This window comes from Burkholderia sp. 9779_493, from assembly GCF_015712215.1.
Lineage (GTDB): Bacteria > Pseudomonadota > Gammaproteobacteria > Burkholderiales > Burkholderiaceae > Burkholderia > Burkholderia cenocepacia.
Genome location: NZ_JACCQA010000054.1, coordinates 1 through 18,010, shown reverse-complemented (window position 1 = coordinate 18,010; position 18,010 = coordinate 1). Strand labels below are relative to the sequence as shown.

Genomic DNA, 18,010 nt, shown 5'->3' with positions numbered 1-18,010 from the left:
AACGGGCCCCGGCATGCCGGGGCCCGCCTGGAACGGGCGTGCGCGGCGCTCGCGCGCCGCCGCCCGGCGTTACTGCTGCTGCACCGTCAGCTTGTTCGAGACCGACGTCACGCCCTTCACGCTCTTGGCCGCCTCTTCCGCCTTGTCGATCTGTGCCTGGTCGGGCACCGTGCCCTCCAGCGAGATCGCGCCGCCCTTCGAGCGCACGACGATGTTCGCCACGTCGATGCCGCCGGCCTTCGTAATGGCCTTGCGCACCGCGTAGCCGAGCTTGCGGTTCGCCTTCTTCGCGGTTTTCGCGGCGGCCTTCGGCGCGCTCGTCGCGGCCGCCGGCGCTTCCGTTGCCGCTGCGTCGCTCGACTGCGCATACACGCTGCCCGACAGACAGGCCGCCACGGCGGCGACGCCCAACGCTCTCAACACGATCGACTTCATGCTATCTCCTTATCACTCCGGAACGGCCGTGCACAGTACGGCCGGATACCCCCAAAAACAGCCGGCCCGCGCGCGAACGGGCGGGACAGCCGGTGTTTTCCACGGCGATACGAGAGAGGCGTCACGGGCCGGCGGCCGGCGCACGCGAAAGCGGGCCGGCCGGGCCGGACAGCCGCCGGCCGGACGCGCCCGGTCTCATCACGTGCCGGGTCGCGCGCGAATCGGGCGCGGCTGCGTCGCACAATGTAATCCAGCGCCCGCGGAAGCGCAAAGTTTTTGACGCGGCGGCGCCCGCCGCCGTCGCCGCGCAGCCGCGCGAGCCCGCCCGACTCGCGCATGCGCGGGGAAACCGGTTACCATCGCCGCGAGAATCCGCGTCGTCCCGCGACGACCGTCACCGATGCGTCACGCCAGCGTCATCCGCCGATCCCATGAAGCCTGCCCGCCCTCGCCCGCCGCGCCGCATCCTCGCCCGCTTCGTCGCCGTCTCGTGGCGCGACCTCGCGCTGTCGATCGGCCCGACCGTGCTGCTCGCCGGCGCGGCCGTCTGGCTCGCGGTCAAGCTGATCCAGCCGGCGCCGCCGTCCACGCTCGTGATCTCGTCCGGGCCGCCCGGCAGCACGTACTGGAACGCCGCGCAGAAATACAAGGCGATCCTCGCAAAAAACGGCGTCACGCTCGACGTTCAATCGTCCGAAGGTTCCGCGCAGAACCTCGCGCGGCTGTCGAACCCGAACGCGCCGGTCGACGTCGGTTTCGTGCAGAGCGGCATCGGCCCGAAGGAGCGCGACGAGCATCTCGTGTCGCTCGGCAGCATCGGTTACGTGCCGCTCGCGATCATGTACCGCGGCCCGGTCGTCGCGCGCCTGTCCGACTTCAAGGGCAAGCGGCTCGCGCTCGGCGCGGAAGGCAGCGGCGCGCGCGAACTGAGCCTCGCGCTGCTGAAGATGAACGGCATCGTGCCGGGCGGCCCGACCGAGCTGTTGCCGACCGCCGGCGAGGACGCCGCGACCGCGCTGCTCGACGGCAAGATCGACGCGGCCTTCCTGTCCGGCGACTCGACGCAGATCCCGGTGATGGCGAAGCTGTTCCGCGCGCCGGGCGTGCACGTGTATTCGTTCACGCAGGCCGAGGCGTATGCGCGGCGCTTTCCGTACCTGACCGCGATCACGCTGCCGATGGGCGTCTACGATCTCGGCCGCAACCTGCCGCCCGCCGACATCCACACGGTCGCGCCGACGATCGAACTCGTCGCGCGCGACTCGCTGCACCCCGCGCTGTCCGACCTGCTGATCGAGGCCGCGCGCGAAGTGCACGGCCACGCGACGATCCTGCAGCATGCCGGTGAATTCCCGTCGTCCGTCACGCGCGGCTTCCCGCTGTCGGACGATGCCGCGCGCTACTACAAGTCGGGCAAGACCTTCCTGTACCGGCGGCTGCCGTTCTGGGTCGCGAGCCTCGTCGACCGGCTGCTGGTGGTGGTCGTGCCGCTGATCGTCGTGCTGATTCCGGGGCTGCGGCTCGTGCCGTCGCTGTACGGCTGGCGCGTGCGCTCGCGCATCTACCGGTGGTACGGCGCGCTGATCGCGCTCGAGCGCAGCGCGCTCGGCGAACATACGGCGGAGGAACGCGTCCAGCTGCTCGACGAGCTCGACGACATCGAGGAAGCCGTGAACCGGATGAAGATGCCGCTCGCGTACGCCGGACAGTTCTACGTGCTGCGCGAGCACATCGGCTTCGTGCGCGAACGGCTCACCGCGCACGACCACGACGCGCCGGCGGGCCCGCCCGGCGCCGGCAGCGCGCCGCAGGGGCGCACCGACCCCGCGCCGCCGGCCGGCGACGCCCCCCGGGCGACTCCCGGTTCCGCGTGAGCGGACGATCCGCGATCATTGCTGCATGCGCGTGCCGCCGCGTAACATGGAGGCCGCCGCCAGGCGCCGCACGCCCCACCTTCTGGAGAACGACATGACAACCGGCCTCGATACCGCCCAACCCGCCTGGTTCTTCGACTTCGTGTCGCCGTTCTCGTATCTGCTGCTCGAGCAGCACGACAAATGGCCGGACGTGCCGTTCGACCCGGTGGCCGTGTCGCTGCCCGACCTGCAGCGCCACTGGGGCCAGCGCTCGAGCGCCGACGTGCCGGCCAAGCGCGTGTTCACGTACCGCCACGCGCTGTTCCGCGCGGAGCAGCTCGGCATCCGCTTCAAGATGCCGCCCGCGCACCCGTTCGATTCCGACAAGGTGCTGCGCCTCGCGATCGCGCTGCGCGCCGATATCGTCACCGTGCTGGAAATGTTCCGTTTCATCTGGCGCGAAGGCAACGATCCGTCGACGCCGGAAGGCTTCGCGGCGCTGTGCGAACGTGTCGGCGTCGGCCACGGCGACGAGCTGATCGAATTCGAGGAAACCGCTGCGCAGCTGTCGCGCAACACGGCCGACGCGATCGCGCTCGGCGTGTTCGGCGTGCCGACGTTCTGGATGAACCAGCAATTGTTCTGGGGCGAGGACGCGCTGCCGATGGTGCTGTACTGCGCACGCACGCCGAACTGGCTCGAATCGCGCGAGGTCAAGCGGATCAGCACGCTGCCGAAGGGGCGTGCGTGATGGCCGGTATCACGCACGGCAACGCGCGGCTGCGGTAAGGTTACGCGTCACCCGAATCACCCTCCACGAATGGACGACGACCGTACCGCCTCGCTCGACATCTGGCTCGTGCGCGTGTTGCGCACGCTGCTGCTCGAGCGCAGCGTCACGCAGGCCGCGCTGCGGCTGAACCAGACCCAACCCGCGATCAGCACCGCGCTGCGCAAGCTGCGCGAGACGCTGAACGACCCGATCCTCGTGCGCGGCAAGTCGGGCATGGTGCCGACCGAATACGGCGCATCGCTGCTCGAAGCCGCGTCGCGCGCGCTGCGCGAGGTCGACTTCATCGCGACGCCGCACGGCGACTTCGATCCGTCGTCCGCGCGGCGCACGTTCCGCGTCGCCGCGCCCGACTACCTGAACGATTTCTTCATGCCGACGCTGATCGAGCGTTTTCGCGACGCGGCGCCGCATGCCCATCTGGAAATCGATTCGCTGAATCCCGCGCTCGACCACGCGGGCGCGCTCGAATCGGGCGCGCTCGATCTCGTGATCGGCAACTGGCCGAAGCCCGACCCGCAGTTCGCACGCCAGGACCTGTTCTCCGACACGATCGTGTGCCTGATGCGCGACGCGCATCCGCTCGCCCGCGCACCGCTCACACGCGAAGCGTACGCGTCGGCCGCGCACGTCGCGCCGACGCCGTACACCGGCGACAAGCGCAACGCGATCGAGATCGGCCTGGCACGCGCGCGCCTCACGCGGCGCATCGTGACGACGCTGCCGTACTTCGGCATCGTGCCGCAGGTGCTGCTGCAGTCGGACCTGATCTTCACGACGACGCGCCGCTTCGCGACCCACTATGCGCAACTGCTGCCGCTCGTCGTCGCCACGCCGCCCGTGCCGTTCCCGCGCATCAAGAGCTACCTGCTCACGCACCCGCAACCCGATCGGCCGACCGACATCGCGTGGCTGTGCGCGCTGATGCAGAGCGTGTCCGACGAGCTGACGGTCGTCCGCACGCGCAAGCGCTGACGCCGCGGCCGGCGTGAAGCGCGGCTGGTCAGGCAGCGCGGCCGCTCAGGCCGTGCAGAAGGTTTCCTGCAGATGGGACCAGCGCACGACGCCCGCCGCATCACGCGTGAACACGGCGGTCGCGCGGCGCGCGGGCAGCTCGCCCGCTGCCGCGTGCTGCGCTTCGAGATAGGTGAGCACCGCATGCGCTGCGTCGGCCGCGAGCACGCGAATCTCCGACAGCGTGATGCGCAGCCCCGGCTTCGCGCCCGCCAGCTTCGCGAACAGCGCGCGCGTGCCGTCGTGGTCGACCACGCGGCCGTCGGTCAGGATCATCGTGAATTCACCGGAAAACGCCGCGAGCAGCGCGTCGAGCGCCGCCGGCGCGGTATCGACGCCGGACAGCCAGCGCTCGATGGCGACGAGGCTCGCGTCGAGCGCGTCGAGATAGACGGAGTGATCGGACATGGGCGCGTGCACGTTAAGATGAAGCGCGGCCCGCTGCCGCGCGTTGTCGTGCAGTGTAGGCAAAAACGCGCGGCCGTGCGCCGGCCGCGCGGGGTCGGCGTCTTATCGCATGCAACTCACATCGTCGCGTGCGCGCCCGGCCGCGACTGCCTTCGCAACGGCCACCGGCATGCCCGAGCGGGCCTGCAGCAGCTCCGCACAGACGGCCACCGCGATCGCGCCCGGCGCCTTGTCGACGATGCCCGCGACGCCGATCGGGCACACCATCTCCACGAGCCGCGCGGGATCGACGCCGCGCGCGGCGAGCCGGCGCTCGAACTTCACGCGCTTGGTGCGCGAGCCGATCATCCCGAAGTACGCATAGTCGCGCCGCCGCATGATCTGCGCGGCGAGCGAGAAGTCGAGCGCGTGGTTGTGCGTCATCACGAGGAAGTACGCGCCGGGCGGCGCCGCGTCGACGACGGCCTCCGGCGTGTCGGTCGGCTCCGGCTGCACGTTCGGCGGACATTCGTCCGGGAACAGCTCGTCGCGCGTGTCGACCCACTGCACGACGCACGGCAGCGCGCCGAGCAACGTGACGAGCGCGTGGCCGACGTGCCCCGCGCCGAACAGCACGACGTGCATCGGCGCCGGCGCGCCGGTCGCGCGGTTGCGGTGGCCGGTGCCTTGCGCGAACGGCGGGTTCGACGGCCGCGCGTTGCCGCACGCGCCGTCGCAGCCAGCCGCGGACGCGTGGGACGCGGGATGCGGTGGACGAGCGGGCCCGTTCACGTCAGCCTGCCCGCGCGGCGCTCGCCGCCCGCACCGCGCCGATCGCGCGCAGGATCGACTCGCCGGTGGCCGGCGCGTCGAGCGGCGGATTCACCCGGTAGTCGCCGACCGCGGCCACGGCGTCGCGCACCGCGAAGAACACCGAGAACGGCAGCAGCAGCGGCGGCTCGCCGACGGCCTTCGAACGGTGGATGCTGTCCTCGACGTTGCGGTTCTGGAACAGCCGCACGTTGAACTCGGGCGGCGTGTCGTTCACCGTCGGGATCTTGTACGTCGACGGCGCATGCGTCATCAGCTTGCCGCCCTGGTTCCACCACAGCTCCTCGGTCGTGAGCCAGCCCATCCCCTGGATGAACGCGCCTTCGACCTGGCCGATGTCGAGCGCCGGGTTCAGCGACGCGCCCACGTCGTGGAGTGCGTCGACGCGCAGCGTGCGCATCTCGCCCGTCAGCGTGTCGATCACCACTTCCGACACGGCCGCGCCGTACGAGTAGTAATAGAACGGCCGGCCCTGCAGCTTCGACTGGTCCCAGTACAGCTTCGGCGTCGCATAGAAGCCGTCGGACCACAGCTGCACGCGCGCGAGGTACGCCTTCGCGATCACTTCGCCGAACGGCACGCCATGGCCGCCGACCCACACCACGTCGTTGCCGAACTTCACGTCGGCCGCATCGACCTTGCCGTCGCCGAACTGCTTCGCCGCGAACACCGCGAGTCGCTCGCGCAACTGGCGCGCCGCATCCTGCGCGGCCTTGCCGTTCAGGTCCGACCCGGTCGACGCGGCGGTCGCGGACGTGTTCGCGACCTTGCTGGTATCGGTCGCCGTCACGCGGATCCGGCCGAAGCGGATGCCGAGCTCGTGCGCGACCACCTGCGCGACCTTCGTGTTGAGCCCCTGCCCCATCTCCGTGCCGCCGTGGTTCACGAGCACCGAGCCGTCGGTGTAGATGTGCACCAGCGCGCCGGCCTGGTTGAAGTGCGTGACGTTGAACGCGATGCCGAATTTCACCGGCGTGAGCGCGATGCCCTTCTTCAGCACCGCGTTGCGTGCGTTGAAGGCGCGCACGCCCGCGCGCCGCGCACGGTAGTCGCTCGTCGTCTCGAGTTCGCCGAGCAGCTCCTGCAGCACGTTGTCCTCGACCGTCTGCCCGTACGGCGTCACGTTGCGTTCGGTCTTGCCGTACAGGTTCGCGTAGCGCACGTCGAGCGGATCGCGGCCGAGCGAGCGAGCGATGTCGTCGAGGATGTATTCGATCGCGAACGCGCCCTGCGGGCCGCCGAAGCCGCGGAACGCGGTGTTCGACTGCGTGTTGGTCCTGCCGCAGTAGCCGGCGATGTCGACGTCGCCGAGCCAGTACGCGTTGTCGAAGTGGCACACCGCGCGCGTCATCACCGGGCCGGACAGGTCGGCCGAGAAGCCGCAGCGCGACGTCATGTCGAGCGCGACGCCGTCGATGCGGCCGTCGTCGTCGTAGCCGACGTCGAAGCGGTAATGGAAGTCGTGCCGCTTGCCGGTGATCATCATGTCGTCGTCGCGGTCCGGGCGCAGCTTCACCGGGCACAGCAGCTTCCACGCGGCGAGCGCCGCGCAGCACGCGAACAGGCCCGACTGCGATTCCTTGCCGCCGAACCCGCCGCCCATCCGGCGGCATTCGACCAGCACGTTGTGCGACGCGACGCCGAGCACGTGCGCGACGAGGTGCTGCATCTCGCTCGGGTGCTGCGTCGAGCAATACACGTGCATGCCGTCGTCGTCCTTCGGCACCGCGTACGCGATCTGCCCTTCCAGATAGAACTGCTCCTGCCCGCCGAGCAGCATCTCGCCCGACTCGCGGTGCGGCGCGACCGCGAGCCGCGCGGCCGCATCGCCGCGTGCGAGCTTCAGCGGCGGGATCACGTAAGTTTCGGCCGCGCGCGCTTCCTGCGCGGTCAGGATCGCCGGCAGCTCCTCGTAGTCGACCTGCGCGCGACGCGCGGCGAGCCGCGCGATGTCGTGCGACGTCGCGACGACGATGAACATCGGCTGGCCGACGAACTGCACGACGCCCTTCGCGAGCACCGGATCGTCGTGGATGATCGGACCGCAATCGTTGACGCCCGGAATGTCGTCGGCCGTGAACACGGCGACCACGCCCGGCGTCGCGCGCACCGCGTCGAAGTTCATCGACACGATCTTCGCGTGCGGCTTCGCCGACAACCCGAGCGCCGCGTGCAGCGTGCCGGCGACGATCGGAATGTCGTCGGTGTAGGTGGCGCGCCCGCTCACGTGCAGGTGGGCGGATTCGTGGGCGCGCGACACGTGCACCTGCGCGGCGTCGGCTTGCGGGTCGAGGGTGCTCAGGAACGGTTCTGCTTGCTGGTTCATGTTCGGTATTCTCCGTCTTCAGACGCGCGCCGATGCATCGGCAACGTCGGCGCCGGCTTCGGCGGCCACTTCACGCACGTTCAGGGCTTGCGGCGGCAGCGGGTCGTGCGGACGCGTCTCCAGCCAGAACCGGTACACCAGGTTCTTCGCGGTATCGAGCCGATACCCGCTCGTCGCGCGCATGTCCGACAGCGGCTGGTAGTCGCGCTCGAGCGCCTGCATCGCGGCCTGCGCGGTGGCTTCGTGCCACTGCGCGCCGTCGAGCACCGCCTCCGTGTGGGTCGCGCGCTTGGGTGTCGCGGCCATCCCGCCGAACGCGATGCGCGGCTCGCGGATCGTGTCGCCGTCCGCGATGAACGCGAATGCCGCGCACACGGCCGAGATGTCCGAGTCGAAGCGCTTCGACAGCTTGTAGGTGCGGAACTGCAGCTGTTCGCGCGCGCCGGTGCGGGTCGGCACCTTCAGGCCGACGACGAATTCGTGCGGCGCCATGTCCTTCTGCTGGTAGCCCGTGTAGAGCGCCTCGAGCGGCAGCTCGCGCACCGTGTCGCCGCCGCGCAGCACCACGCGCGCGCCGAGCGCGATCAGTCCCGGCATCGAATCGCCGATCGGCGAGCCGTTCGCGACGTTGCCGCCGATCGTACCCGCGTTGCGGATCGGCAGCGACGCGAAGCGCTTCCACATCTCGGTCAGCTCCGGATACGTGCCGGCCAGCGCCGCATAGGCCTTCTCGACCGTCACGCCCGCGCCGATCTCGATCCAGTCGCCACGCTCCGCGAGCCGCTGCAGTTCGGCGATCTGGCCGACGTAGATCAGGTCGTCGAGCCGGCGCATCTGCTTGGTGACCCACAGGCCGATGTCGGTGCTGCCGGCGAGAATGCGCGCGTCGGGACGCTCGGCCTTCAGCGCGGCCAGCGCGTCGAGCGTGCGCGGCGCCGCGAAGCGTGCACCGTCGACCGTCGTGTAGTCGAACGTGTCGTCGCGCTTGAGCGACGCGAGCGTGCGGGCCAGCGCGGCCGTGTCGACCGGCGCCGACGGGGCCGGCGCGCCTTCGCCGGCCGCACCTTCGCCGGTCGCATCGAACATCCGCACCGCCGCATCGACGATCGGACGATAGCCGGTGCAGCGGCACAGGTTCCCGGTCAACGCGTCGGCGATCTCGGTGCGCGTCGGCACGTCCTTCGCCTTCGCGCACGCGCTGCCGCAGCCTTCGTGGCCGTGCTTCTCGTACAGCGCCCACATCGACATCACGAAGCCGGGCGTGCAGAACCCGCATTGCGAGCCGTGGCAGTCGACCATCGCCTGCTGCACCGGATGCAGCGTGCCGTCCGGCTGGCGCAGGTCCTCGACCGTCAGCAGCGCCTTGCCGTCGAGCGTCGGCAGGAACTGGATGCACGCGTTGACGGCCTTGAACTCGACCGCGCCGGCGTCGGTCAGCTCGCCGACGACGACCGTGCACGCGCCGCAGTCGCCTTCCGCGCAGCCTTCCTTGGTGCCGGTGCAATGCGCGTCCTCGCGCAGGTATTGCAGCACGGTGCGGGTCACGTCCGCGCCGCTGACTTCGCGGATCGCGTGACGATGGTAGAAGCGGATCGACTCACTCATGTCTCGATGGTTCTTCAAATGGGGGGCAAGGCGGCCTGCGCGGAGCGCTCGACCGACGTTTTTCTGACAGTTTGCACGCTATCACCGTCAAATTCCGCAACCCATAGCCCATCACGCATGCGGCCCATATAACTGCCGCGATATGCGCGCCGCGCCGGCCGACAGCCTTGTCGCACGGTGCGCCCGGGCCCGCCCTGATCGCCCGCGACCGTCCGTGATCCGCCAGAACAAGGTTCGATTAACTAAATGGTACCTGCGGGAAAACCGGTTCCATGGGAAAATCCCGATTCCCTTTTCCGCCGTTTTCCGTTCGTTTCACCACTCGTTCCGACCCCATGTCAACCGATTCCGCCACACCGCCGCGCAGCGGGCTCGCGGTCACGCTGCAAATCGTGTCCGTCGTCTGCTTCACGTTCATCTGCTACCTGACCATCGGCCTGCCGCTCGCGGTGCTGCCGGGCTTCGTCCACGACGACCTCGGCTTTTCCGCGATCGTCGCGGGCGGCGCGATCAGCGTCCAGTACTTCGCGACGCTCGCGTCGCGGCCGCTCGCCGGGCGCCTCGCCGATACGCTCGGGCCGAAGCAGACGGTGCTGCGCGGGCTGATCGGCTGCGGCGTGTCGGGCGTGCTGCTGCTCGTCGCGCTGCTGCTCGCGCACTGGCCGGTCGCGAGCCTCGTGCTGCTGGTCGCGAGCCGGCTCGTGCTGGGCGTCGGCGAAAGCCTGTGCGGCACCGGCGCGATCCTGTGGGGCATCGGCCGGGTCGGCGTCGCGCACAACGCGAAGGTGATCTCGTGGAACGGCATCGCGACCTACGGCGCGCTCGCGCTCGGCGCGCCGGTCGGCGTCGCGATCGCGCATACGCTGAATCCGGCGCTGATCGGCGTGATCGTCATCGCGCTGGCCGCGCTCGGCTTCTACCTCGCCCGCCTGATCGATCCGGTGCCGCTCGTGCACGGCGAACGGATGTCGTACGCGAGCGTGTTCACGCGCGTGCTGCCGCACGGCCTCGGCCTCGCGCTCGGGTCGGCCGGCTTCGGCTCGATCGCCACCTTCGTCACGCTGTACTACGCGGCGCGCCACTGGCCGAACGCCGCACTGTCGCTGACGGTATTCGGCACGCTGTTCATCGGCGCGCGCCTGCTGTTCGCGAATACGATCAAGACCTACGGCGGCTTCCGCGTCGCGATCGTGTCGTTCGCGTTCGAATGCTCGGGCCTCGTGCTGCTGTGGCTCGCGCCGGTGCCGCACGTCGCGCTCGTCGGCGCGGCGCTCACGGGCTTCGGCTTCGCTCTGATCTTCCCGGCGCTCGGCGTCGAAGCCGTCGCGCTCGTGCCACCCGCGAGCCGCGGTGCGGCGCTGTCCGCGTACTCGGTGTTCCTCGACCTGTCGCTCGGCATCACCGGCCCGCTCGCCGGCTATGTCGCGGGCGCGTTCGGCTATCCCCAGGTGTTCCTGTTCGCGGCGGTGGCCGCCGCCGCGGGCGTCGCGCTGTCGATGATGCTGTACCAGCGGCAGGCGCGCGTGGCGGGCAGCGGCGCGGCGGCCTGATCCCGCCGGCACCGTGCCCGGCAGCCCGGCGGCCGGTCGCGAACGTCGCACCGCCGCCGGGCCAAAAGAAAACGCCCGCGCGATGCGGGCGTTTCGTCATCCGTCGACCGGGTACGGCGGCCGCGCGGCCCGATCAGGCCGTGCGCAGAAACAGCCGGCGCGTGAGGTCGAACGCGACGAGATTGCCGGCCACCACGAGCAGCAGCCCGATCACCGCCAGCGGCGACCACTGGTAGCCCTCGAACACCGTCGACACGGCCAGCGCGACGATCGGGAACAGCACCGTGCAGTACGCGGCGCGCTCCGGCCCGATCCGGCCGACGAGGGTCAGGTACGCGGTGAAGCCGATCACCGAGCCCGGCACGGCCAGGTACACGAGCGCGCCGAGATAGCGCGGGCTCATGTCGGGCGTGAACGGCATCCCGGCCAGCGCGCTGCCGACGGTCAGGATCGCCGCGCCGATCAGCATCGCCCAGCCGTTGGTCGCGAGCGGGTGCAGCCCCATCGACTGCATCCGGCTCGACAGCAGGTTGCCCGCCGAGAAGCACATCGTGCCGGCGAACGCGATCGCGAGCCCCGTCCAGGTCGCGTGGTCGTCGAGATGGCCGGCCATCTGCTGCCAGAACAGGCACGCGATGCCGGTCAGGCCGAGCAGCGCGCCGGCGATCGCCGACGGCCGCAGCGGGCGGCCCATGAACAGCCGCCCGTTGATCGAGTTCAGCAGCGGCGCGGTCGAGAAGATCACCGCGACGAGCCCGCTCGGCACGACCTGCTCCGCGTAGTAGAAACACAGGAAGTTCAGGCAGAACAGCGCGAAGCCCTGCGCGACGAGAAAGCGCCACGCTTCGCGCGGCGGGCGCGCCGGCCGGCGCATCACGCGCAGCAGCGCGAACAGCACGGCGGCCGCGAGCCAGAAGCGCCACGCGATCGATACGGGCGGCGGCACCGAGCCGAGTTGCCACTTGATCGCGATCCAGGTGGTGCCCCAGATCAGCACGGTGACGAAATAAAGCGACAGGTTCATGGCGGCAATCCGGAAAATCGGGTGAATCGGGATCCCGACTATGCCGCCGCACGGCGCGTGCCGATTGTCCGGAATTGCGGTCTTTTTCGGCGCGCCGCACGCGTCGCCGCGCGCCCGCTTATACTCGGCGCATCATGAGCTTCTCCCTCTGCGCCCCGCCCATCGACCGCGCCGCCGCCCTGGCCGGCGGCGATCTGCCGTTCGGCCTGCAATCGGTCTGCCGCACGCTCGCCGACGCCAACGCGACGCTCGAGCGCTTCGCGTGGCTCGGCGACCATCTCGCGATCGCCGAATGGACGCGGATCACCGACGAAAGCGAGACGGTCTACGAGCAGCCTGGCCACCACACGCTGTCGTGCTATCTCGACGGCGGCTACCGGACCGAGCGCCAGCGCGTGCCGCGCTACGGCGCGCCGAGCCTGCTGTGCGCGCTGCCGGGCGACCATGAATCGCGCTGGTGGGTGCGCGGCGAAATGCATTTCGTCCACCTGTATTTCCTGCCCGAGCACTTCACGCAGCGCGCGATCCGCGAGCTCGATCGCGAGCCACGCGAGCTGAAGCTCGCGGATCGCACCTACTTCGAGGATGCCCGGGTCGCCGCGCTGCTGCGCTCGCTCGCGCTGGAGGGCTGGGACGATGCCGACGAGCGGCTGCGCGTGAACGAGACCGCGCACGACGTGCTGAGCCTGCTGTTGCGCGGGCAGAGCACGACGCGCACCGATACGTCGTTCCGCGGCGGGCTCGCGCCGGCCGTGCGCCGCCGCGTGCGCGACTACATCGACACGTATCTCACGCAGCCGCTGACGCTCGGCGAACTCGCCGAGGTCGCCGCGCTGTCCGAATACCATTTCTCGCGGATGTTCCGGCTGTCGTTCGGCCGCGCGCCGCACGCGTGGGTAGCCGAGCAACGGCTCGCCCGCGCCCGCGAGCTGCTGCGCACGACGGCACTGCCGCTCGCGCAGATCGCGGCCGCCTGCGGCTACGCGAACGCCGGCCACTTCAGCCATCGCTTTCGCGACGCGCACGGCACGACGCCGAATACGTACCGGCGCGCGATGCAGGGCCGCTGAGCGCGGCCCGCTTCCTCGTTTCGTCGCGGCGTCGCGCTTACGCGCCGCGCCGCGACAGTTCCTGCTCGAGCGCCGCGACGCCGGCCGGCAGGTCGACCGGCACCTTCAGGTCGACCATCGTGCGGCCGAACGCATGCAGCGTGCGGAACAGGTTGTGTTCGCGGCACTGCTCGCCCATCTGGCCGATCCGCACGATCGGCAACCCGAACGAACCCGAGATCTCGACCTGGTACTGCTTCGAGATATGGCCGCAGACCATCCCGGGCGTGAGCCCTTCCGGCGTCTCGATCCCGACCACCGAATTGAGCCGGCAGTCCTTCGGCGCATAGAGCTTGAGCCCCATCGATTCGACGCCCGCCTGGAGCGCCAGCGAGCAGCGCAGGTGGCGCGCGAAGCGGCTCTCGAGCGTCTCCGCGCAGACGAGCCGCAGCGCCTCGTGCAGCGCGAGCACGCCCGACACGGGCGCCGTGTAGTGATAGCCGGCGTTGTGCCAGAAGTTCTCCGCGAGCGCCATGTCGAGGCACCAGTGCGCATTCGGCTCGGGGCGATTCTTCATGCGCTCCCACGCGGCGTCGGAGAACGCGATCAGCGACACGCCCGGGATCGACGACAGCCCCTTCTGGCCGCCGGTGATCACCGCGTCGATGCCCCATGCGTCCATCTCGAGCGGCATCGTCGACAGCGTGCACACCGCGTCGACGACGACCAGCGCGCCGGCCGCCTTCGCGAGCGCCGCGATGTCGCGCAGGTCGCGGTTCCACACGGTGTTCGACGTCTCGCCCTGCACGATCGTGACGATCTCGGGCCGCTCGCGCGCGATCGCGTCGGCGATCTCGTCGAGGCTCGCGACCGCGCGATCGGCCACTTCGAGCGTCGCGACGTCGGCGCCGACGCGCGTGGCCATCTCGGCCATCCGCGCGCTGAAGAAGCCGTTGCGGATCGACAGCACGCGCGTGCCGCGCCATGCGAGGTTCGAGATCGCCATTTCCATCGCGGCCGAACCGGGGCCCGCGACACCGAGCACCCACTTCGTGCGGGTCTGGAACACGTAACGCGCCATCTCCTTCACCTGCTCGATGATCTTCGCCATCGTCGCGCCGAGGTGGTTGATCACGATCGTGTTCGCCTTGGCCACCGCGGCCGGGATCGGGACCGGGCCGGCCCCCATCATCAGCAGCGGTTCTTCGGGCAGGATCGCGTCGAGCGGCACGACGACGGGACAGGGAATCGGCGAGTAATCGATGGACATGGCTGGAAAAAGATGAGGAAAGGAAGTGCCCGGACGCGCCGCGGCACTGCGCCCGCAGCACCGCGCCCGTGGCACGGCGCAGCGAACTGATCGATCATTCCGCGTTCCGCCGCCTCGCGCAAGAGGCACGCACGTGCGGACAGCGCGACGCTGGCCCGGTCGCCGGACCGGGCCAGCCGGCCGCGCACCGCGCGCGCGATGGCCTTCCGGATTGAAAAAACGATTGGCTGCCGGGTGCGAAACGGTTCCATTCGGGTTCCGGACGCGCGATTTTCTCGGCCAATATCGAAACGATTCTTCGAAACCGGTGGTTCAGCGCCTTTCGTGGACCGAACGAAATACACCGACCACCTGATACAAATCGCGGAGCGAATTCGATACACAAAATCCGAACGTGGAAAAAACATCCACCATTGCGGTATGTATTGGGGAACGACTCCCGAATTCGCCGTGCCCCGGCGCGCCGCAATTTACCCCAACCCATTGATTGGAATATGGAATCCTCGAAACAGCGACGCATATTCGAATACCGCGACGGTTTTCCAGCGCACGTCCTTGCTGCATTGCAACCTTAAACCGGTACCCGCGATTTCGATTTTACGCAAGCCGCCCGTTTTCTCAGGTTGACGGATATCGGTTCCGCATTTAACAATTGTCTGCGGAATCGAAAATCTCATTTTCGATACGAGAGCGAACTGGGGCCGCGCGATGCGTTTTCGACGTTGCGTGGCAAAAAATCACAACCAAAATCAATCAACCGGGCCAGAAATACGCAAGCCATGAACCAGATTCAGACCATGCGTGTATTCGTCTGCGTCGCCGAGCAGCAAAGCTTCCGGCGCGCGGCGCACCATCTCGGCGTGTCCAATGCGCTCGTCACGCGTTCGATCGCGATGCTCGAGGGCCACCTGAACACACGGCTGATCCATCGCACCACGCGCAACCTGTCGCTCACCGAGGCCGGCGTGCGCTACCTCGATGGTTGCCGCGCGCTGCTCGAGGAATTCGATCACCTCGAATCGTCCGTCGCGCATGCCGTGCGCGAGCCGGCCGGCACGCTGCGCGTCGTCGCGTCGGGGCTGCTGTCGCCGCTGGCGCTGACGCCGCTCGTCAGCAGCTTCCGGCACCGCTACCCGGAGCTGCGCGTGCAGTTGACCGTCGCCGAAGGGCCGCTCGACGTGCTCGATTCGGGCTACGACGTCGGCATCGTCACCGGCACCCGGCTCGACGGCAACCCGTCGCTGATCGGCCATGCCCTCGCGCCGAACCCGTTCGTCGCGTGCGCGGCGCCGGCCTATCTCGACCGCCGCGGCGAGCCGCGCGTGCCCGACGACCTCCCGGGCCACGACTGGGTCACGCTCGCGCCGCACCAGCACGCGCCGACGTGGCAACTGGTCGGCCACGACGGCGTCGCCCATTCGGTCACGGTGCGCCCCGCCTGCACCGTCAACCAGCTCGCGCTCGTCCAGGCGGCGGCCGTGGCCGGCGCCGGCATCGCGATCCTGCCCGAGCCGTGCGTGGCCGATGCCCTCAACCACGGCACGCTCGTGCGGCTGATGGCCGGCTACCGGATCGACGATCCCGACGCGCAGTTGTCACTCGTCTATCCGAACCGCCAGTACGTGCCGGCCCGCACGCGCAGCTTCGTCGAGCACGCGCTCGAGCACTTCAGCGCGCCGTCCGCCCGCGACCACACCGACTACGGCTTCCTGCGGCCGGTGCGCGGCCCCGAACGTTCCGACATCGTCACGGGCCTGCAGTAAACTGCGCGCGTCAGCCATCGGAGGTGCAGCGTGCGCGTGATCCTGTTCAGCAGCCGGCAGTACGACGACGATTCGTTCACCGCCGCCAACCGGCCGTTCGGCTATCGGCTGCACTTCCAGCCGTCGCACCTCGACGCGGAAACCGCGATCCTCGCGCACGGCTATGACGTCGTCTGCCCGTTCGTCAACGACACCGTCGACGCGGCCGTGCTCGAACGGCTCGCCGACGGCGGCACGCGGCTGATCGCGCTGCGCTCGGCGGGCTTCAACCATGTCGACCTCGCCGCCGCCGAGCGGCTCGGCATCGCGGTCGTGCGGGTGCCCGCGTATTCGCCGCACGCGGTCGCCGAGCACGCGGTCGCACTGATCCTCGCGCTCAACCGCCGCCTGCCGCGCGCCGTCGCCCGCACCCGCGAAGGCGACTTCTCGCTGAACGGCCTGCTCGGCTTCGACCTGCACGGCAAGACCGTCGGCGTGATCGGCACCGGCATCATCGGCAGCGTGTTCGCGAAGATCATGATGGGCTTCGGGATGCACGTGCTCGCGCATTCGGTGCCGCCGTACAACGACGAACTGATCGCGTTCGGCGCCCGCTACGTCGAGCTCGACGAACTGCTGCATCGTGCCGACATCGTCAGCCTGCATTGCCCGCTGCTGCCGTCGACACACCACCTGATCAACGAGCGGACGCTCGCGCGAATGAAGCACGGCGCGATGCTGATCAACACCGGGCGCGGCGGCCTCGTCGATGCGCAGGCGCTGGTCGACGCGCTCAAGAACGGCCAGCTCGGCCATCTCGGGCTCGACGTGTACGAGGAGGAAAGCGGGCTGTTCTTCGAGGATCACTCCGACCTGCCGCTGCAGGACGACGTGCTCGCGCGCCTGCTGACGTTCCCGAACGTGATCGTCACGTCGCACCAGGCGTTCTTCACGCGCGAGGCGCTGGCCGAGATCGCGCACACGACGCTGCTGAACATCGAGGCGTGGCATGCGGGCGCGCCGCAGAACGTCGTGACGGCAAATCGCTGAGAAACGGCCAATTCGACGGCCCGCAGCGCATCCGCAATCGTTTGCTTGCGCCCCATGCCGCGCACCACCCCTTTCTTCGTCAACAATTCCGCGCATTGTTTCGAATGAAGTAACGTTTCGCGCGCGCCGTCTGCTATCGTTGCGCCGACGTCATCCCTGCCTTCGCCGCTCATGCGTTTCGACGATTCCGACATCGCCGCCGTCTACCGCGCCATCTTCGAACGGCGCGACATGCGCCACTTCACGCCGGCGCCCGTCGATCCGGCCGTGCTCGCGCGCCTGCTGCGCGCGGCGCACCACGCGCCGAGCGTCGGCTTCATGCAGCCGTGGCGCTTCATCCGCATCACCGATCCCGCCTTGCGCACCGCGATTCACGCGCTGGTCGAGGCCGAACGCCGCGCGACGGCCGACGCCCTCGGCGAGCGCCAGGACGAATTCATGCGACTGAAGGTCGAGGGCGTGCGCGAATGCGGCGAGCTGCTGGTCGTCGCGCTCGCCGACGGCCGCGAACGCCACGTGTTCGGCCGCCGCACGCTGCCGGAGATGGATCTGGCCTCCGCCGCGTGCGCGATCCAGAACATGTGGCTCGCCGCGCGCGCGGAAGGGCTCGGCATGGGCTGGGTGTCGTTGTTCGACGTCGATGCGGTGCGCACGCTGCTGCGGATGCCCGACGGCGCGAAGCCGATCGCCGTGCTGTGCGTCGGGCACGTCGATGCGTTCTATGCGAAGCCGATGCTCGAGGAAGAACGCTGGGCCGCGCGGATGCCGATCGAAGCGTGCCTGTTCGAGAACGGCTGGGACGCTCCGGCGGCCATCGATGGGGCCGATTCGGCTGCGTCGCCCGCAGGCCCGGACAGCGAAACGAAGCACACCCCGGACGCGATGCCCGACCGGTCGTCCGGACGCATCGCGTGATCGACGGCCGGCGGTCGCCATCATCCCGGCCCTGACACCGCCCAAATCCCACACTGTGAGCTTCCCGGTCGCCGCCTCGTCGCACGCCGGCAACAAGCGTTCTGGCCCCAAGCATAGGGGTTTTCACTGAAGTAGAATCGCGGCTGACCTTCGCCTCCCCCCCGCC

At 69.4% G+C, this 18,010-nt stretch carries 15 protein-coding genes; 8 read left to right on the top strand and 7 right to left on the bottom strand.

Annotated features, from left to right (window positions below):
• Positions 1-69: 69 nt before the first annotated feature.
• Positions 70-435: a BON domain-containing protein gene (locus H0X95_RS33035; protein ID WP_006489437.1), complete on the bottom strand. Its 366-nt coding sequence runs from the start codon at positions 433-435 to the stop codon at positions 70-72.
• A gap of 431 nt (positions 436-866) precedes the next feature.
• On the opposite strand from H0X95_RS33035, the gene H0X95_RS33030 reads away from it, so the two are divergent.
• The 3 genes from H0X95_RS33030 to H0X95_RS33020 all read left to right on the top strand — a co-directional run bounded on the left by H0X95_RS33030 (position 867) and on the right by H0X95_RS33020 (position 4,056).
• Complete coding sequence (locus H0X95_RS33030; protein WP_034200941.1) at positions 867-2,309, top strand: TAXI family TRAP transporter solute-binding subunit; 1,443 nt, start codon at positions 867-869, stop codon at positions 2,307-2,309.
• A 94-nt stretch (positions 2,310-2,403) separates the two neighbouring features.
• Entirely contained in the window at positions 2,404-3,042 is a 639-nt protein-coding gene (locus tag H0X95_RS33025) for a DsbA family protein (protein ID WP_006496694.1), read from the top strand.
• Between the two features lie 69 nt (positions 3,043-3,111).
• Positions 3,112-4,056, top strand: coding sequence for a LysR family transcriptional regulator (locus H0X95_RS33020; protein WP_006484931.1), 945 nt, complete (start codon positions 3,112-3,114; stop codon positions 4,054-4,056).
• Between the two features lie 45 nt (positions 4,057-4,101).
• Here H0X95_RS33020 and H0X95_RS33015 read toward each other — a convergent pair whose 3' ends face one another.
• The 4 genes from H0X95_RS33015 to xdhA form a co-directional block, all read right to left on the bottom strand.
• Entirely contained in the window at positions 4,102-4,503 is a 402-nt protein-coding gene (locus tag H0X95_RS33015; RefSeq protein WP_006484912.1) for a hypothetical protein, read from the bottom strand.
• Positions 4,504-4,605: 102 nt separating this feature from the next.
• Positions 4,606-5,274, bottom strand: coding sequence for a xanthine dehydrogenase accessory protein XdhC (xdhC, locus tag H0X95_RS33010; protein ID WP_059721614.1), 669 nt, complete (start codon positions 5,272-5,274; stop codon positions 4,606-4,608).
• Position 5,275: 1 nt separating this feature from the next.
• Entirely contained in the window at positions 5,276-7,639 is a 2,364-nt protein-coding gene (gene xdhB, locus H0X95_RS33005; RefSeq protein ID WP_163124949.1) for a xanthine dehydrogenase molybdopterin binding subunit, read from the bottom strand.
• Positions 7,640-7,657: 18 nt separating this feature from the next.
• Positions 7,658-9,244: a xanthine dehydrogenase small subunit gene (xdhA, locus tag H0X95_RS33000; protein WP_196446362.1), complete on the bottom strand. Its 1,587-nt coding sequence runs from the start codon at positions 9,242-9,244 to the stop codon at positions 7,658-7,660.
• A gap of 335 nt (positions 9,245-9,579) precedes the next feature.
• Between xdhA and H0X95_RS32995 the strand changes: the two genes are divergently transcribed.
• A complete protein-coding gene (locus H0X95_RS32995) occupies positions 9,580-10,794 on the top strand; it encodes an MFS transporter (RefSeq protein WP_006484942.1) in 1,215 nt (404 codons plus the stop codon).
• A gap of 133 nt (positions 10,795-10,927) precedes the next feature.
• On the opposite strand, the gene H0X95_RS32990 is transcribed toward H0X95_RS32995, so the two are convergent.
• A complete protein-coding gene (locus H0X95_RS32990; protein ID WP_006484958.1) occupies positions 10,928-11,818 on the bottom strand; it encodes a DMT family transporter in 891 nt (296 codons plus the stop codon).
• Between the two features lie 134 nt (positions 11,819-11,952).
• Here H0X95_RS32990 and H0X95_RS32985 point away from each other — a divergent pair, with 134 nt between their 5' ends.
• Positions 11,953-12,888, top strand: a complete 936-nt coding sequence (locus H0X95_RS32985; protein ID WP_006484916.1) for a helix-turn-helix domain-containing protein — start codon at positions 11,953-11,955, stop codon at positions 12,886-12,888.
• A 37-nt stretch (positions 12,889-12,925) separates the two neighbouring features.
• Here H0X95_RS32985 and H0X95_RS32980 read toward each other — a convergent pair whose 3' ends face one another.
• Complete coding sequence (locus H0X95_RS32980) at positions 12,926-14,137, bottom strand: pyridoxal-phosphate-dependent aminotransferase family protein (protein ID WP_006484921.1); 1,212 nt, start codon at positions 14,135-14,137, stop codon at positions 12,926-12,928.
• 779 nt (positions 14,138-14,916) lie between these two features.
• On the opposite strand from H0X95_RS32980, the gene H0X95_RS32975 reads away from it, so the two are divergent.
• The 3 genes from H0X95_RS32975 (at position 14,917) to bluB (ending at position 17,844) form a co-directional block, all read left to right on the top strand.
• Entirely contained in the window at positions 14,917-15,900 is a 984-nt protein-coding gene (locus tag H0X95_RS32975) for a LysR family transcriptional regulator (RefSeq protein ID WP_006484979.1), read from the top strand.
• 30 nt (positions 15,901-15,930) lie between these two features.
• Complete coding sequence (locus H0X95_RS32970; protein WP_034200943.1) at positions 15,931-16,929, top strand: 2-hydroxyacid dehydrogenase; 999 nt, start codon at positions 15,931-15,933, stop codon at positions 16,927-16,929.
• A gap of 171 nt (positions 16,930-17,100) precedes the next feature.
• Positions 17,101-17,844, top strand: coding sequence for a 5,6-dimethylbenzimidazole synthase (bluB, locus tag H0X95_RS32965; RefSeq protein WP_060213844.1), 744 nt, complete (start codon positions 17,101-17,103; stop codon positions 17,842-17,844).
• Positions 17,845-18,010: the final 166 nt, after the last annotated feature.

Coding starts and splice junctions, on each gene's coding strand:
- H0X95_RS33035 (WP_006489437.1), bottom strand. CDS start 435: ATGAAGTCGATCGTGTTGAGAGCGTTGGGCGTCGCCGCCGTGGCGGCC.
- H0X95_RS33030 (WP_034200941.1), top strand. CDS start 867: ATGAAGCCTGCCCGCCCTCGCCCGCCGCGCCGCATCCTCGCCCGCTTC.
- H0X95_RS33025 (WP_006496694.1), top strand. CDS start 2,404: ATGACAACCGGCCTCGATACCGCCCAACCCGCCTGGTTCTTCGACTTC.
- H0X95_RS33020 (WP_006484931.1), top strand. CDS start 3,112: ATGGACGACGACCGTACCGCCTCGCTCGACATCTGGCTCGTGCGCGTG.
- H0X95_RS33015 (WP_006484912.1), bottom strand. CDS start 4,503: ATGTCCGATCACTCCGTCTATCTCGACGCGCTCGACGCGAGCCTCGTC.
- xdhB (WP_163124949.1), bottom strand. CDS start 7,639: ATGAACCAGCAAGCAGAACCGTTCCTGAGCACCCTCGACCCGCAAGCC.
- xdhA (WP_196446362.1), bottom strand. CDS start 9,244: ATGAGTGAGTCGATCCGCTTCTACCATCGTCACGCGATCCGCGAAGTC.
- H0X95_RS32995 (WP_006484942.1), top strand. CDS start 9,580: ATGTCAACCGATTCCGCCACACCGCCGCGCAGCGGGCTCGCGGTCACG.
- H0X95_RS32990 (WP_006484958.1), bottom strand. CDS start 11,818: ATGAACCTGTCGCTTTATTTCGTCACCGTGCTGATCTGGGGCACCACC.
- H0X95_RS32985 (WP_006484916.1), top strand. CDS start 11,953: ATGAGCTTCTCCCTCTGCGCCCCGCCCATCGACCGCGCCGCCGCCCTG.
- H0X95_RS32980 (WP_006484921.1), bottom strand. CDS start 14,137: ATGTCCATCGATTACTCGCCGATTCCCTGTCCCGTCGTCGTGCCGCTC.
- H0X95_RS32975 (WP_006484979.1), top strand. CDS start 14,917: ATGAACCAGATTCAGACCATGCGTGTATTCGTCTGCGTCGCCGAGCAG.
- bluB (WP_060213844.1), top strand. CDS start 17,101: ATGCGTTTCGACGATTCCGACATCGCCGCCGTCTACCGCGCCATCTTC.